The sequence below is a fragment of the Lentzea flaviverrucosa genome (genome assembly GCF_003350445.1).
GTDB lineage: Bacteria > Actinomycetota > Actinomycetes > Mycobacteriales > Pseudonocardiaceae > Lentzea > Lentzea californiensis.
In genome coordinates, this window is sequence record NZ_QQAU01000003.1 from 258,953 (window position 1) to 273,978 (window position 15,026).

Genomic DNA, 15,026 nt, shown 5'->3' on the forward strand with positions numbered 1-15,026 from the left:
GTCGGATCCGCCTCAGGTCAGGGCTGCGCCGATCCGTACGGCGATCCGGTCGTTGTCGGTCGGTGAGAGGCTCAGCCAGCCACCGGAGTTGACCATCAGGTAACGGCCCTGCGGCGTGTCGAACCAGTTGATCAGCACCTCGGAACGTTGCTGCCGGACGGTGACGCCGAACTGGCCGCCGGCGGTGCGGTTCGCCGCGAGCTCGCTCACCGCCAAAGCGTCCTGAGTGGACATTCCGGAGCGGCGTAGCGCCTCTTTCTCATCCAGCTCGGCTTTTGGTTCCTGCCAGGGACTCTCGGAGTCCTCGTCTTCGTCGTCTCGCAGCTTGACGGCGTCCTCGAGGGCCCGCAGCCGGACGGACAAGGCGTTGCCGGGACCGGGCGTGCCAGGTGGTAGCACCGCGACGATCTCGCGGGCGAGGGCCGTGGCGCGGATCGTCACCAAGCCGACCTGGTCGTCGTCGATGATCGCCAGCGCCGCACGCTCACCCGCCGCCACCGCGAGTGCACGCACGGTGCGGCCCAGACCTGCCACCGCGTCGACGGAGACCTCGTGATCGCCGAGCAGGGCGAGGAGTCCCTCCAGGCGCTCGTCGTGCAACAGCCCGCGTTCGCGCAGGCCCGCCAAGGTGTTCTGCACCAACGCTTTGCGCTCGGACTCCGTAGCGCCCTCCGTCGGCACGTCGAGCGGGTACGGCGTGCGGCCGAGTCCCAGCGACTGCCACAGCACGTCGAACTCCCTTTGAGAGAGCACGAACTCAGGAGTGATCACGTCCGTCGGCCTTCCACTGCTTCTTCGTCCTCGTGTCGCCGATCACGGCCGGTGGAAGGTCACTGCCGGGTACCTCGAAGAGGTCGCCGCCGATGATGTAACCGGCCGAGCGGTGTTCCTTGTCCTCCTCACCCCTGCCGGTGGCGGGACCTCCGGGCGGTGCGCCTCCTGTGCCACCGGTGCCCGGTACGGCGGCGGACGAGCCGCCGGGAGGTGTCATGCCCGACGGGCTGCCGGAGCGCCCCTGAACCGGGTTCACACCAGCCGAGGTGCCCGGTTGCGTCCCGGCGCCTGTCGCAGCAGAACTCGCGGCACCACCTGGTCCTCCGCCACCGAAGCCCTTCGCGGCCGAGAGAGGCCCAGCGCTGCCGCCTCCGCCCGGACCACCCGCGCCGCTCATGCCGCCCGCACCGTTCGGGTTGCCCAGGCCGCTCCCGCTACCCGCACCGTTCGCGCTCCCGCCGCCTGAGCCTCGGGGGGCTGGTGGAGTCGATGCGGGAAGCGGCGCCTCCCTGCTCGCAGCAGGATTCGGCTTCGGCACCACGTCGGGGTTCTGGCGGGAAGGGAGAACACCGTTCTGCGGAACGTGCGGCGGGGGAGTCCGGACACCGGCTTTCGGCGTCTGCGGGGTGAAACCCGCGGGGCCGGCGTTCGCGGGCAGGTGAGGCTTGTGGTCCGCGCCGCCGGTGTGGGTGACGCCGGAAGCCGGGGCCTGGGGCGAGTACGACTGTTGGTTCTGCTGCGATGGCGCGTAGGACGCTGCGGCAGTCACGTCTTGTCCGGGAACAGGTGGCGTCAAGTAGGTGTGGCCACCGGCCGGCGCGGCGGAGGAAGGGGAGTACCCGCCCGGGCCTCGACCGGCCGGGCTCGACGGGGGCAGTTCCGAGCGTTCGCCGCCGCTGGGCGACAAGGGGGAGATGACGTGGCTGTTCCCGCCTTGCGGGTGCTCGGCCACAGGTACCTCGGCGGTGTACGGGGCCGGAGCTCCGCTGAACGCGCGTAGCGCGATGGCCGGATCCTCGACCTGCCCGGTCACCGGGTTGAACGGGGCTCTGAACGCCGGTGTCGAACTGTCGATCCGCCGCGAGTCGTTCTCCATGTCGGTCATCACGGTGACGGCCTGGTCGTGCACGGCACGTGCGATGGAGTTCGCGATGGACACGTCGGCTGCGGCACGCACGAACGAGGGGATGCCGGGCTGGGAGAGGAAAGCAGCCGTGCCGGCCCAGTCGAACTCGAACGGTTCGGGCATCTGGGCACGCGCGGTCGCCATGACACGCCCCTGCTCGGTGACCTTGTCACCGACTTCGACCGCGGTCCGAGCCGTCTCGTCCACCCAGTCGGCGAGCTTTCTCATCGCGGTGCGAGCGCCGTCGGCCGCGTCACCCGTCCACTGGGACTCCGACGCGGTGACGTGCACGGTGATCTGTCGCGCGCACTCGACGAGCTCCGAGGCGTACTTCGCCCACTGGGCGCCGATCTCCCCCGACTGACCGGGATCGTTGTTGTGGTGCACGGAGTCGTAGAGCTGCTGGTGTGACTGCGCAGCCCAGTTCTGCGGATCGGTGAGCACCCGGTCGGGCTCGATCGGGACGTTCTCGGGGAGCATGGCCGGCTCACCTCTCGTTCTGGTCGGATCCGCTGTTCGACAGCCGGTGGAGTCGGGCCTGGTGCTCCTCGTCCAGTGCGGTGAAGTTCTCGATGGCTCCGACGACGGCGGACTTCGTCTGTTCCAGGACCGTGCGGTACGCGGTCATGACGCTGACGAACGAGTGCTGCTCACCGGTCGCTCTGGTGGTGAACTTCTCCCTCATCGCGTCACCTACCGCGTTCGCACCCAGAGCCGCGGGCCGAGCGATGCTGGTGTTGGCGCGGTGCAACCAGGAATCGACCTGATCGATCTGGTGTTGCAGGGCCTTGCGGAGTTCCTCTCCGGCGGAGGGGGCGATCTGCACCTGACCGGAGTTGATGCCGTCCCGCAGACGCGCGGAGGCCGGCGAGCTGCTCCCGTCGTTTGCCATGAGTTGCTCCAGATGTGCGTGGGTCCTGCGTGCGGTGGGGTTCCTCCCGGCTGGCTCGTGGCGCGCTGAGAGTCAGGCGGCGATTCCACCGTGCGGCAGTACGAACTGCCGAGCACTGTGGAGAACTGCAGTGCCCGGACGCAGAACCGCAGTTCGGTGCTGTGGATCGCGAACCAGTCGCGGTCAGCGGTAGCTGGTGACCGGTGCTCTGCGGTCGATCGGTGACCTGGTCGGCGGCAGACTTACGTCCGTTGAGGACGTCTCGCTGATCTCGCCTGTGCGAAAGGGTCGCTGCGGATTTCCGCAGTTCATCTCGGGTCAAACGTGAATAGCATTGGAACGGGAAGTTCGAAATCGAGCGGGACGAGGGCTTCGTGAACGGCTCGATTTCCACTCACTCGAGGAAGTGGAGCCGGAGATCAGCCCGAAGCCAGACGTCCTGGCCGGGATGACGGCGCCGAACAGATCGCACGGCAAGGGGAACGCATGGCTGCGAGGCTGTCGAAGGATGCAGGGAATCTGCGTGATGAGACGCCCGCCTCGCTTGGAGCCGCTGAAAAGGTGTTGACGGTACTGCAGGCGTTCGGAGCTCACGACGGTTCGGCTTCCACAGCGGAACTGGCGAGGCACACGGAGTTGCCCAAGTCGACCGTGCACCGGATGATCGGCTTTCTGCGCACCGCGGGCCTGGTGGACGTCAATGACAAGGGTTACGTGCTCACGGCCAGGATGGCCGAGCTGTCCGCTGCGGTGCCGAGCAGGTTCTCCCGTCACATGCGCGAAATGCTCATGCCGGGGTTGACTGATCTTCACGGGCAGTCCGGTGAAGCGGTGCAACTGGCAGCTCTGTCCGGTGACGTGGTTCGAACTGTGGCGTGTGTGCACGGCAGGAGATCAGCAGGATTGATGCGACTGCTGCGCAACGCCTCACCCCTGTCCTGCACGGCGGCCGGCAAGGTCCTGCTGGCCGGATCACCCCTGCTGGTGTCCAGGATCGACGCGAACCTGGAACAGCACACGTCCGCGACCATCACGTCGATCTCGCGGTTGCACGAGGAACTGGCCGGCGTGCGGAAGTTCGGAGTGGCCTTCGACCGGGGCGAATGGCGTTCCGGTCTCGCCGGTGTGGCCGCTCCGGTGTGGGGGCCGGACAGGGTGTTGCTCGGCGCCATCTCCGTGGTCGGCCCGAGTGCCAGGTTGCGGGTGGACGAAGTCGCCCCCAAGGTGCGCAAAGCGGCTGAGATCGCCACTTGGGAGATGCAGAGCGCGGCCTGCGCCTCAGCATCTGACTGAATCGTTTGCCCGACTCCCGGACCCGTCGATCCCGATCGTGTCCACCCCGACCGGGCGATTCGCCTCGGAAGAGATGACCGAACTCGACCACTGGGTCCGGCAGCTGCGGGGATCGACGTGCTCCTGTGACGCGCTGCGTGTCCCGACCTCGACGCACTGACCACGGCGGTGCGATGGCGCGCGTGCGTGGGCCGGTGTCGACTGGGCGACCTTCTTCGCCAGCCCAGGTGCCCGCCAAGCCCCCGCTCACCTGCGCGTTCCAAGGTGGTTGCGCGACACGACTGGTCGTGACACCTCACCGCCTGCGGTGCCATCTTCGCGTGGGAGTAGAGGTCCAACACGACCTCGCGCAGTTTGGCGAGCGATTCACGGAACAGAGTGCGTGCACCCGTCGGACTTTTTCAATCCGTTGTCCGTTTCACCCTGACCGTGATTCATTTGGTTGCGAACACCCGGGGTGAATTTCGGTCGCCATTTCGGGCACTGAGCGTGGTCTGTGTTCAGGGCAGAACATCGACAGGCCACCCTTTCGGCCGATAATATGATAATACGAACACGCACGGGCATTGTGGCCTTGTCTCGTAGTGAGACGGGCGAGAGCTATTCATCGGATCAGTTGAGTCGTTTACTGGGCGAACCATGCGGAGTCGCAGGGAATTAAGGCCTGAGATCGGATGATTTTGTGAGTCAGCAGCACGACTGGAGACCAGAGCAGAAGGTGGGCCGAGCCTGCCCGACTCCAGCTTGCGACTTGCCCAGGTACTTCAACTCACATCGATTCTGGCACGCGAACGTGCGTAGTCTCTGGCGCGACGAGGAACTGAACGAGGTCACGGAACTGTGCACGTCGGTGAAGTGACGAACACGCGACGGAGCTTTGTGGATGGTTCGGCAGTACAACACGGCACACAAGATTTCCTCTGACGCGCCTGGGCTCACGCAGCGGAGCGGTGAACTGGCTCGCTTGGCCAGCGCACTCGACACGGCGGAGGCGAGCGCGCCGACGGTGATGCTGTTGGAGGGCGCCACCGGGATCGGCAAGACGACACTGCTGGAGGAGGCCGCCGACGTCGCCAGGGCGCGCGGGTTCCAGGTGGCCAGTGCCGTGACGTCCAACCTCGACAAGTTCATGTCGTTCTCAGTGGTTCGGCAACTGTTCGAGGAGCTCGCCACGGAGGCCGAGTCGGATGCCCTGCGGTCGATCATCGGCGCGGGCCGCGGCGCGGCAGACAGGTCCGGGGCGGGCAAACGCACCACCGCGGGCTTCGACGAGCTGTCGGTCCACCAGACCTACTACGAGCTGTACCAACTCGTGGGCGGGCTCGCGGATCGCGGACCGGTCTGCTTGATCGTCGACGACCTGCAGTGGGCCGACGTGTCGTCGCTGCGATGGCTCAACTACCTCGTGCGCCGGGCAACCAGGCTGCCACTCGCAGTCCTGCTCAGCTGCACGACGGGGGTGTATCCCGCGGACCCGCTCCAGATCGCGGAGATGCAGATCTACGCCACGCGGGTGAAGATCGGCGGGTTCAGCACGGAGGAGCTGTCGAAGTTCATCGAGCTGATGCTCGGTCGTCAGCCCGAACCCGAGTTCATCGAAGCCTGCCACACGGCGACCGGGGGAAATCCCCTCGTGCTCCGCTACCTGCTGACGGCGATGAGGGAGGCTTCGTGCGGACCTGATGCCGACGCGCTGAAGACCCTGACCTCGTACGGGCCGCAGGAGCTGGGGGAGTCGGTGCTGGCCCGGCTCAACCGCGAGTCCAGCCAACTGGTCCAGCTCGCCAGGACGATCGCGGTGGTGGAACCGCTGGATCTCAAGCTCGCGGCCGAGGTGGCGGACATGCCGTTGCCCGCTGCTGCCGACGGCGTTCGCCAGCTGGCGCAGATGGGGCTGATGACCGATGCCGAGAAGCCGGCTTTCACCCACTCCGTGATCAAGAACGCGATCGCGAACTCGATCACTCACGCCGTCAGGGACGACCTCCACGCGCGAGCCGCCGCACTTCTGCACGAGTCCCAGGCACAAGCGGCGTTCATCGCACGGCATGTCCAGTGCACCACCTCGAAACTCGGCGGGTGGGCCGCAGACGCGTTGCGCAGGACAGCGGACGAGTTGCTGAACGACGGTGACGTGATCACGGCCGCGAGTTTCCTCTCCAGGGCACTGCAGGAAGACGTGCCGGCTGAGCTCAGGACGAAGCTGCTCATCAAGCTCGGTCGCGCCGAGACCTACTTCGACACCCGTCTTGCGACCACGCACTTCGAGCAGGCCTTGGAGAACATCGAGGAGCCCGAACTCCTCTTCGACGTCGTCTCGGTGCTGTCCGATCTGCTGCACGCCGACGGGCAGGATGAAAGCGCGCGCAGTGCGCTGCGCGAATCGATCGACAGGATCTGCGCCTCCGCACCGAAGTTCTCCGCTCAGCTGCGCCTCGTGCTCCGGGTCACCGTGCCGACCGAGAAGTCCGAGCAGGCCGACCTCGTCCCGGCCGACTTCTCCGGCGACTGGCGGCGTGCTGACGCTCGTGGGCGCAAGCTGGCGGCGCTGGTCGCGCAGGATCTGGGCAACCGCGGCGAAGACCTCGCGACATGTCGCGAGGCCGCTCTGGTCGCGTTGTCCGCAGGCGCGGTGTCGTTCATGCAGGACCCGCGGATGATGGCCGCGATCAACCAACTGATCCTGGTCGACGAGTTCGAGCTGGCCATGCGGTACGCCACTGAGGCGATCCAGGAAGCGCGGCGCCAGAAACTGGACTTGATCTCCCTTCTGGGGCACACGATGCGGTCGCGAGTGCACCGCTTCCGCGGGGCGCTGGAGCGATCGGCCGACGAAGGCAGGCTCGCGCTGGCCGAAGCCCAGCAGATGAACCTGCAGCACGACCACCCCGGTTACGCCTGGCCGTTGGACGCCCTCCTGCCCGCACTGCTGCACCTCGGTGACGTTGAAACGGCATCCGAGCTGGTCGACCCCATCGGCCTCGCCAGCCCACTGCCGGCCACCTGGCACCACACCAACCTCCTGCACCGACGCGGCCACCTGCGTTTGGAGCTGGGCGACGCCGCCGGCGCGCTCGAAGACCAGCTGGAGTGCGGGCGACGATTGACGTCGTGGGGTGCTACCAGCCCTGCGTTTCTGCCGTGGCGGGCGCACGCGGTCGTCGCGCACCTCCGCCTGGGGCAGTCACGGGAGGCACTGAACCTCGCTCTCGAGGAACTCGAGCTGGCCAAGAAGTGGACCTCGGCGTCGGCTGTGGCTCGCGCGTTGCTCAGCGTCGGCGTCGCGACCGGCGGCGCGGCGGCGTTGCCCTGGCTCATCGAGGCCGAACAGGTTCTGCGCGACGCACCGGCACTGCTGCTGCGCACGGAGGTCCTTGTCGAACTCGGGACGGCGAGATGGCACCACGGGCAGCAGGAACTCGCGCGGAACGAGCTGGCTCAGGCGAAGGACATCGCGCAGCAGTGCGGATCGCTGCCGTTGCTCGCCAAGCTCGCCGAGTTGCCACCGGAGGCGGTGGAACGGTCCGACGCCCTGTCGGCTCTGCACGTTCCCGCAGACTCTCCCCTGACACCGCACGAACACCGCGTGGCGGGCCTGGTCGCCGCGGGCGAGTCGAACGACGAGGTAGCCCGCAAGTTGTCCGTGTCCCGACGAGCCGTCGAGTTCCACCTCACGAACATCTACCGCAAGCTCGGAATCCGGCGGCGCACGCAGTTGGCCGCAGTGCTCCACTCGTCCGGCAACGGCGGGTAGGAACGGCCTCTGTCACGTTGGGCCCGTCACGAGGTACGAGGAGATGTCGCGCAACTTCTCGCGCGTCTCCTCGAACTTCCGCTCAGGCGACGAGGAGGCGACGATCCCCGCACCCGCGCGCAACCACCGCCGTCCCCTGGTCTCGTACACCGCGCGCGAGACCAAGCCGGCGTCCAGAAACCCGTCGTCCAACGCGAGCAGCACCGCGCCCGAATAGATGCCCCGTGGAGTGGCTTCTGATCGGGAGATGAACTCACACCCTGCCCTCTTCGGCGCACCCGAGGTCGCGACAGCGGGGAACAGCGCCTCCAACGCGTCCCACGAGGTCTTCCCCCCGGCCAACCGCCCGCAGAGCCGCGATGCCAGGTGCTGAACGGATCCCCGAGTCCTGAAGGCCACCAGCTCGTCCACCACCACCGAACCCGGCTCGCACACCTCGTTGAACTCGTCGAACGCGGAGCTCACCGCGATCGCGTGCGCGTACACCGCTTCCGCATCCGCTGACATCTCGGCACGCGACCGCTCGGTCTCCAGCTCGTTGCCCACGAGCGCGCGAGTCCTCGTCAGCGGCTGAGTCGACACCTTTCCGTCGGGGCGCGCCTCCAGCAGCGTCTCCGGACAGAACCCCGTCGCCGTCAGCCCTCCGATCGACAGCAGGAACGATCGTGCCGGTGCGGTGGCCGCACGCCCGGCCAGGTACGTCTCCACGAAGTCGACGGGCTCGCCCACCGGAACGCTGCGCGACAAGGTCACCTTGCGCAGTTCGGTGGAACGGATCTCCTCCAGCGCCTCCAGCGCCGCCTCGCGGTACCGACCGCTGTCGGCGTTCACGTCCACCGGGACGTCTGCACGTCGTGAAGCAGGCATGTTCGCAGGGGGAGCCGTGCGCAAGTGTTCGAGCAACGCGTGGAGCCGCGGGTCGCCGCCTCGTACGACACTCGCCCTGCCGCGCTCGATGCGCACCTCCACCTCGGGCACCACGAGATGCACGACGTCCGAGTCGCCCGCGAGGTCTGGACGACCGTTCAGAACGTGCACGGCTTCGAACGCGATCCAGCCACACGCCGTCCAATCACTCAGTGCCAGCCGCTCCAGTGCCTCGTGTGCGGCCCGCAGGGGCCCGCCGACGGTCGGCCACGATTCCTCCACCGAGTCGCGCCGAACTCGCACACGTGTCGCGTTGACCACGATCTCCACACGCACACCCCAGGCGACCGTCCAGACCGTGCCGTGCTCGTAGACGAAGTACGTGTCGAAGAACCCGGTGCGGATCAGGGAAGCGGCGAACTCGGCGGACGACCTGGGAGAGGGGTCCGTGTGAACGGCCATTACAAGCTCCTCGGCGAGCATGTGAACGATGATCAGAAATTAGGCAGTGATCGGCCCCATGCCAAGAAAGCGTGCCACGCTGGGGGACGTCCCAAGGGTTGGCACGTTTGTGTGAGCATTCGCCGAAAAAATGGTACGAGGATCTTCATGCATCCACCTGAAGCACCGCCCATGCCAGCCAGTGGATCTCTCGCATGTCAACCCCTTGTCCACAGGTGACCCACATGTCTGGGCGAAGCACGGCAGCACTGCGGACCCCTGAGGCGACAACGGTAAGCCTGCGATCTGCGGGTTCATCCCTCCGGATTCAATGGTGCGGAACTCCGTAGTTCCACGCCGCAGCACCCTTCATACGGTGAGGAGGAACCCACAGGCGAAGGGACCAGTCGTGATCACCAAGCAACCCACCGCCTTTCCGCCCCCTGCCACGGTGATGACGGTGCAGTCCCCGCGAGACTCCCGGACTTCAACGCGCACCGCGGCCACGAAGGTGTTGTCCGTGCTTCAAGCTTTCGGCTTGTGCGAAGGCGCGGCATCACTCACCGAACTCACCCGGCACGCCGATCTCCCGAAGTCCACCGTTCACCGCATGGTCGGCTTTCTGCGGTCAGAGGGCCTCGTCGAGATGATCGACAACAGGTTCCTCCTCACGGCCAAGATCACCGAGCTGTCCGGTGCCGTGCCTCTGGGCATCTCCGATCGCACCCGTGAACTACTGCTCCCCGTCCTCGCGGACCTCTACGAGACCACCCGCGAGGCCGTCCAGTTCTCCATCCGGTGCGGCACCAAGGCCCGCATCGTCGAACGCTTGCACGGCAGGCAGTCGAGCGAACTCGCGACGCGTCTGCGCGGCCCGCTTCCGCTGCACTGCACCGCCCCGGGGAAGATCCTCCTGGCCGGCGACCCCGGTCTGTTCTCCGTCCTGTGCGCCCAGGGGCTGAAGGCCCTTACTCCCGCCTCCATCACCACCGCGGAGGGTCTTCAGTCCGCGCTGACCGGCATTCGCAAGTACGGCATCGCCTTCGACCGCAGTGAGTGGCTCCCGGGCTTCACCGGCGTCGCGGCACCTGTCTGGGGGCCCGGCCCGGCTCTCATCGGCACGATTTCCGCGATCGGTCCCGTGCACCGCCTCACCCCGGACGCCATTGCGCGCCGCGTCCACCAGGCGGCCGAGACCGCGACCCGGGAACTCCACTCCACTCCCTCCGGCCACCAGGTCGCCGGATGACCCCGGCTGTCCGTCACGAACGCATTGATCGTCACGACTTCGTTGAGACACAACGGCTGTGAAGCCGGCCTTCCACGCAGATCTCGGACTTGACCACCGGAATCGACACCAAGGACCACGATTGTGCCTCCGCCGACTGCGGCGATCACCGCGATAGCCACGTGTCTTCCCGCGACGAAGGTGACCAATGCCGACCTGTCGCAGAGGCTGGACACCACGGACCACTGGATCAGGAGCAGGACGGGTATTGCGGAGAGGAGACGTGCCGCCGGAGAGAATCCGGTCCTGTCCATGGCCGCGTCCGCAGGCGCCGCCGCGCTGGAAGCGGCTGGGTGCCACGCGGTGGACCTGGTGATGCTCGCGACCTCCAGCCCTGATCGCCCGAGCCCCGCCATGGCACCACAGCTCGCGAGCCGGCTCGGCCTGGGGTTCGTGCCCGCTTTCGACATTTCGGCGGTGTGCAGCGGGTTCCTGTATGCGACCAACGTCGCTTCGTCCTTGATCCGGTCAGGCTCCTTCAGGAACATCCTCATCGTCGCCTCCGAGGCCTACTCCCGAATCCTGGATCCTGACGACCGGGCCACTTCCGTGATCTTCGGAGACGGTGCAGGCGCAGCTCTTCTGACGGCGGAGGAAACTCCGCTCGGCAGCACGGTCCTGGCCGGCGACTGGGGCAGCGACGGCAACGGATGCGATCTGATCCGGGTGGGGCCGGTCGACGACTGCGGAGATGCGGCGCGAAACTACTTCGCCATGAGCGGGCCGGAAGTCTACCTCCGTGCCATCGACACCATGTCGAAATCGGTGAAAGCCGTCTCCGAACGCTGTTCCTGGAGAGTCGACGAGATAGATGTTCTGGTGCCTCACCAGGCAAACGAACGAATCATCCACGCGGTGGCGAAGAAGCTGTCGATGTCAGCCGGCAGCGCCGTCGTCTCGCTGGAGAAGACCGGGAACACGGCAGCCGCTTCGATTCCGCTCGCCCTGGCGCACGCGATCACCGCCGGAGCATTGCGCGTCGGTGATCGCGTGGTGATGACCGCCTTCGGAGGAGGTCTCACCTGGGCGTCCACCGCAGTTCGCTGGGGAGAGGTCGAACTCGCCGAGGTCGAGCTGTGACCCGTCACGTCTCGAAGCGTGTCGAGGTGAGCGAGGCCGACGGCGTCGTGCGGTTGAGGCTGAACGGCGGACGGGACGGGAACGTGCTCGACACGAGCACGGTCGAGGAGTTGACCCGGGCGGTCGAAGACGCCTCGGAGAGGTCCGCTCGCGTTCTGGTTCTCAGCGGAGCGGGTGACTCGTTCTGCCTGGGCGCGGATCGGCGTGAGATGAAGAAGATGTTCCACACGAGCGAACTCGAGGCAACGGCCCGGCTGCTCTCGGGGAACGCATCCGAGCTCTGCCAGTCCATCGAGCGCTTTCCGGGCGTCACGATCGCCGACCTGCACGGCAAGGTGATCGGCGCGGGTCTCGTCCTCGCCCTGTGCTGCGATCTTCGCGTGGCCCACGAGAGGTCGACCTACCTGTTGCCCGAACTCGTTCTCGGCTTCCCCTTCTCCTGGGGTGGAGCGCTCTCACGCCTCCACGCCGAACTGGGGTCCTCCGTCGTGCGGGAGATGGTCATCCTCGGACGACAGCTGAGCGCGGAGGAAGCCCAGAGGAAGAACATCGTGCACTTCCACGGCAAAGCCGACGAGGTGGAGAGCACGGTGAACCGCGCGATCGCGCGGTGCAGCCGTTACCCCCCTTCCGCCGTGGCCGAGTTCAAGCGTCACCTCGATTCATGCCGGCGCGGCCTCCTGCCGGAAGGCAGCCTCGCACTGGAAGAACGAGCACTCGTGAACAAGTTCCGCAACATTCAGTGAGGAGAAGAGATGTACGAGTACCTGAGCGACCTTCTGAAGAACCGGTTCGACATGGAGGCCGTACCGAGGCCCGGACTCACCCTCGACGAGCTCGACGTCGACTCGCTCACGCGCGCTGAGCTGGGCGCCTACCTCGAGGACAACTTGGGTGCGACCATCGACGACCGGGCCATCACCGGTGACACCACCATCGACGGCCTCGCCGATCTCCTCACCTCGGCGGGCGTCGCAGCGCCATGAGCCGCCTGGTCTCGGCCTCCGAAAGCGTCGTGATCACCGGGATCGGGATGATCACACCGGCGGGGAACAACACCACCAGCAGCTGGGCGGCTGTCTGCGACGGCACCACCCGCGCGGCACCCGACGCCAGGCTGGCGTCGTCGCCGGTCACGTTGTCCTGCGCCGTGCCGGACTTCGATCCTGTCGCTCTGCTCGGCTCAGGAGCGCGCCGCATGGATCGCTTCACGCAGTTCGCGGTCGCCGCGGCTCAGGAGGCGGTCGAAGATTCGAGACACCTCCCCGGCTTCGGCGTGAACCTGCGGGCCGGCGTGGTCATGGGCACGGCTTTCGGCGGTGTCGGGACGTGGGAGGAACAGGCACAACGGCTGGCTGCCCGAGGTTCCCGGGCAGTTCACCCGCTCACGGTCCCCATGGGCATCGGCAACAGCGCCGCATCAGCGATTGCCGCGCGTTTCGGCCTGCACGGGCCGGTCTTCGCCGTGACGACCGCGTGTGCCGCAGGAACCACCGCCCTGGGAGCGGCCGCCGACGCTCTGCGCTGGGGACAGTGCGACGTGGCGCTGGCCGGTGGTGCGGACGCCGCCGTCACTCCCGTGGTGGCGTCCGCGTTCGACAAGATCGGTGCCCTCTCGCGCAGGCTCGACCATCCGGGTTCCGCCTCACGACCGTTCGACCGGCAGCGGGACGGGTTCGTGCTCGGAGAGGGTGCGGCCGTTCTGGTCCTGGAACGCGAATCCGATGCCAGGGCACGCGGAGCGGTCCCGTACGCCAGAGTGCTCGGTCATGCGTCCACCTGCGACGCGTACCACCTGACATCACCAGAGCCGAGCGGGAGGTTCGCGGCGCTCGCGGTGCGCGAGGCACTCGACCGGGCCGGCGTCACCGCGGGCGAGGTCGGCTACGTCAACGCGCACGCCACCGGCACACCGGAAGGTGACGCCGTCGAGGCCCGCGTCATCTCGGAGGTGTTCGGGGCCAGCGTGATGGTGAGCTCCACCAAGGGCGTCACCGGCCACATGATGGGCGCTGCCGGAGCAGTCGAAGCCGCGTTCTCGGCCCTCGCCGTTCATCACGGGATCGTGCCGCCGACGGCCAACCTCGACGAACCCGACCCAGCGGCCGCACCACTGAACCTGGTCCGCGAGAAGGCGCAGCACGTCGGCGTCGAACTGGCCGTCAGCAACTCCTTCGGCTTCGGCGGTCACAACTCGACGGTGCTGCTCGGAAAGCCGTGATTCGTTCTCACCCACTTCTAGGTCAGGTGCTCTCGTGTGGTCGAATTCGAACGCGCAGCTTGCGCGACCGCCCGCTCAGCTGGTCAAAGCCTGGGTCAGATGTTCGAACCCGGGGGACGCACAGGCCCTCTACGACGAACTGCGCGGCTACGGTCGCGTCGTGGAACTTCCGTGGGGCGGGGCGCTGGTCCTGTCCCACCGCGGGGTGCAGCAGGCGTTCACCGATGAGCGCCTCCTGCTCCCGGACGCCACCTGGCGCGACGAGGAAACGCCGGACTGGCGCAGGAGCTTCGCCACCGTGGCGATGTGCGACAGCACGATCCAGCAGAACCCGCCCCTGCACACCGCGAGCCGGCGCCCCCTGTCCGCCGGCTTGACGGCACGCCGGGTGCGCGAACTCTACGGCATGATCGGCGACGTCGCCCAGCGCCTTTCCGCGGACCTGGTCGGCAGGCTCCGACGTGGCGAACAGGTCGACCTGGTGGGCGACTTCTCCCGGCTGCTCGCGAGTGAGACGGCTGCGAGGATGATCGGTCTACCGGTCGCCGACGCGGCACGTCTCGGTCTGTTGGCACAGCAGATCATCGCGGTGGGTGACATCGCGAGACGTCCGTCGGAGATGTCGCAGGCCGATCGCTCCGCAGTGGAGCTGAAGTCGTACCTCGAAGCGAAGTTGTCCGAGGACCACGAGTTCGAGCCTGGCAGCCTTCTGCACCAGTGGGGAGGCCGGCCGCGCGAAGAGGTCCTGATGAACTGCTACACCCTGATCGAGGCAGGGATCACGACGTCGAGCGCGCTGCTGTCGTCCGCCTTGTTCGAGGTGCTGACGAGGGACGCGACGCCGATCGAACGGTTGTCCTCTGACGCCGGCTACCGCACCGCGTTCGCGGACGAAGTGCTCAGGTGGGACCCACCGGTGAAACTGGTGTCGAGGTATGCGGCCCGACCGACCGAGATCGACGGCAGTCCGATCGCACAGGGCCAGTTCGTGCACATCGGAGTCGGCGCGGGAAGTCGGGACAGCGAGAAGTTCTCGACGCCAGGGGTGTTCGTCCCGGAGCGGAAGAGTGAGAAGAGCTTGGCGTTCGGGTTCGGGATGCACCACTGCGTGGGCGCGTCCTTGGCCAAGGTGCAGTTCGATGCAGGAATGCGATCGATATCGCCCCACGTGCCGCACATGCGGCAGGCGCAGGACGTGATCCGCAAACCTGGACCGACCTTCACCGACATCATCAGCTTGAAGGTGCGAACAGGAGCTCAGCACGCTGAAAAGTAGGCGTCGCACGGTCC

At 67.0% G+C, this 15,026-nt stretch carries 12 protein-coding genes; 8 read left to right on the forward strand and 4 right to left on the reverse strand.

All coding sequences use genetic code 11. The annotated features are described in order from the left end of the window. Positions 1-12 precede the first annotated feature (12 nt). Genes DFR72_RS11080 through DFR72_RS11090 form a run of 3 tightly spaced genes read right to left on the reverse strand, consistent with a single transcriptional unit; the run spans position 13 to position 2,792 of the window. Positions 13-771: an ESX secretion-associated protein EspG gene (locus DFR72_RS11080; protein ID WP_090062851.1), complete on the reverse strand. Its 759-nt coding sequence runs from the start codon at positions 769-771 to the stop codon at positions 13-15. Next, positions 758-2,380: a PPE domain-containing protein gene (locus DFR72_RS11085; protein ID WP_090062850.1), complete on the reverse strand. Its 1,623-nt coding sequence runs from the start codon at positions 2,378-2,380 to the stop codon at positions 758-760. Before DFR72_RS11085 ends, DFR72_RS11080 begins: the two co-directional genes overlap by 14 nt. Before the next feature lie 7 nt (positions 2,381-2,387). Then, positions 2,388-2,792: a hypothetical protein gene (locus tag DFR72_RS11090; RefSeq protein WP_090062848.1), complete on the reverse strand. Its 405-nt coding sequence runs from the start codon at positions 2,790-2,792 to the stop codon at positions 2,388-2,390. Between the two features lie 561 nt (positions 2,793-3,353). On the opposite strand from DFR72_RS11090, the gene DFR72_RS11095 reads away from it, so the two are divergent. Beyond that, a complete protein-coding gene (locus DFR72_RS11095) occupies positions 3,354-4,085 on the forward strand; it encodes an IclR family transcriptional regulator (protein WP_170176213.1) in 732 nt (243 codons plus the stop codon). An 883-nt stretch (positions 4,086-4,968) separates the two neighbouring features. Further along, the gene (locus DFR72_RS11100; protein WP_090062845.1) at positions 4,969-7,839 is read left to right on the forward strand and encodes an ATP-binding protein; all 2,871 of its coding nucleotides are present in this window, start codon (positions 4,969-4,971) and stop codon (positions 7,837-7,839) included. A gap of 12 nt (positions 7,840-7,851) precedes the next feature. Here DFR72_RS11100 and DFR72_RS11105 read toward each other — a convergent pair whose 3' ends face one another. After that, positions 7,852-9,168: a salicylate synthase gene (locus tag DFR72_RS11105; RefSeq protein ID WP_090062844.1), complete on the reverse strand. Its 1,317-nt coding sequence runs from the start codon at positions 9,166-9,168 to the stop codon at positions 7,852-7,854. Positions 9,169-9,601: 433 nt separating this feature from the next. Between DFR72_RS11105 and DFR72_RS11110 the strand changes: the two genes are divergently transcribed. From DFR72_RS11110 to DFR72_RS11135, 6 genes are all read left to right on the forward strand, one after another. Then, a complete protein-coding gene (locus tag DFR72_RS11110) occupies positions 9,602-10,396 on the forward strand; it encodes an IclR family transcriptional regulator (RefSeq protein WP_256237736.1) in 795 nt (264 codons plus the stop codon). A gap of 123 nt (positions 10,397-10,519) precedes the next feature. Beyond that, positions 10,520-11,515, forward strand: a complete 996-nt coding sequence (locus tag DFR72_RS11115) for a beta-ketoacyl-ACP synthase III (protein WP_211335383.1) — start codon at positions 10,520-10,522, stop codon at positions 11,513-11,515. Beyond that, positions 11,512-12,261 carry an enoyl-CoA hydratase/isomerase family protein gene (locus tag DFR72_RS11120; protein WP_170176216.1) on the forward strand — a complete coding sequence of 250 codons (750 nt, stop codon included), beginning with the start codon at positions 11,512-11,514 and terminating at the stop codon, positions 12,259-12,261. The genes DFR72_RS11115 and DFR72_RS11120 overlap by 4 nt, the downstream gene beginning before the upstream one ends. Positions 12,262-12,270: 9 nt before the next feature. Further along, positions 12,271-12,501, forward strand: coding sequence for an acyl carrier protein (locus tag DFR72_RS11125; RefSeq protein WP_090062839.1), 231 nt, complete (start codon positions 12,271-12,273; stop codon positions 12,499-12,501). A gap of 47 nt (positions 12,502-12,548) precedes the next feature. Then, positions 12,549-13,736, forward strand: coding sequence for a beta-ketoacyl-[acyl-carrier-protein] synthase family protein (locus tag DFR72_RS11130; RefSeq protein WP_245982895.1), 1,188 nt, complete (start codon positions 12,549-12,551; stop codon positions 13,734-13,736). A gap of 160 nt (positions 13,737-13,896) precedes the next feature. Continuing rightward, positions 13,897-15,012, forward strand: a complete 1,116-nt coding sequence (locus DFR72_RS11135; RefSeq protein ID WP_090062835.1) for a cytochrome P450 — start codon at positions 13,897-13,899, stop codon at positions 15,010-15,012. The last annotated feature ends 14 nt before the right edge of the window (positions 15,013-15,026 follow it).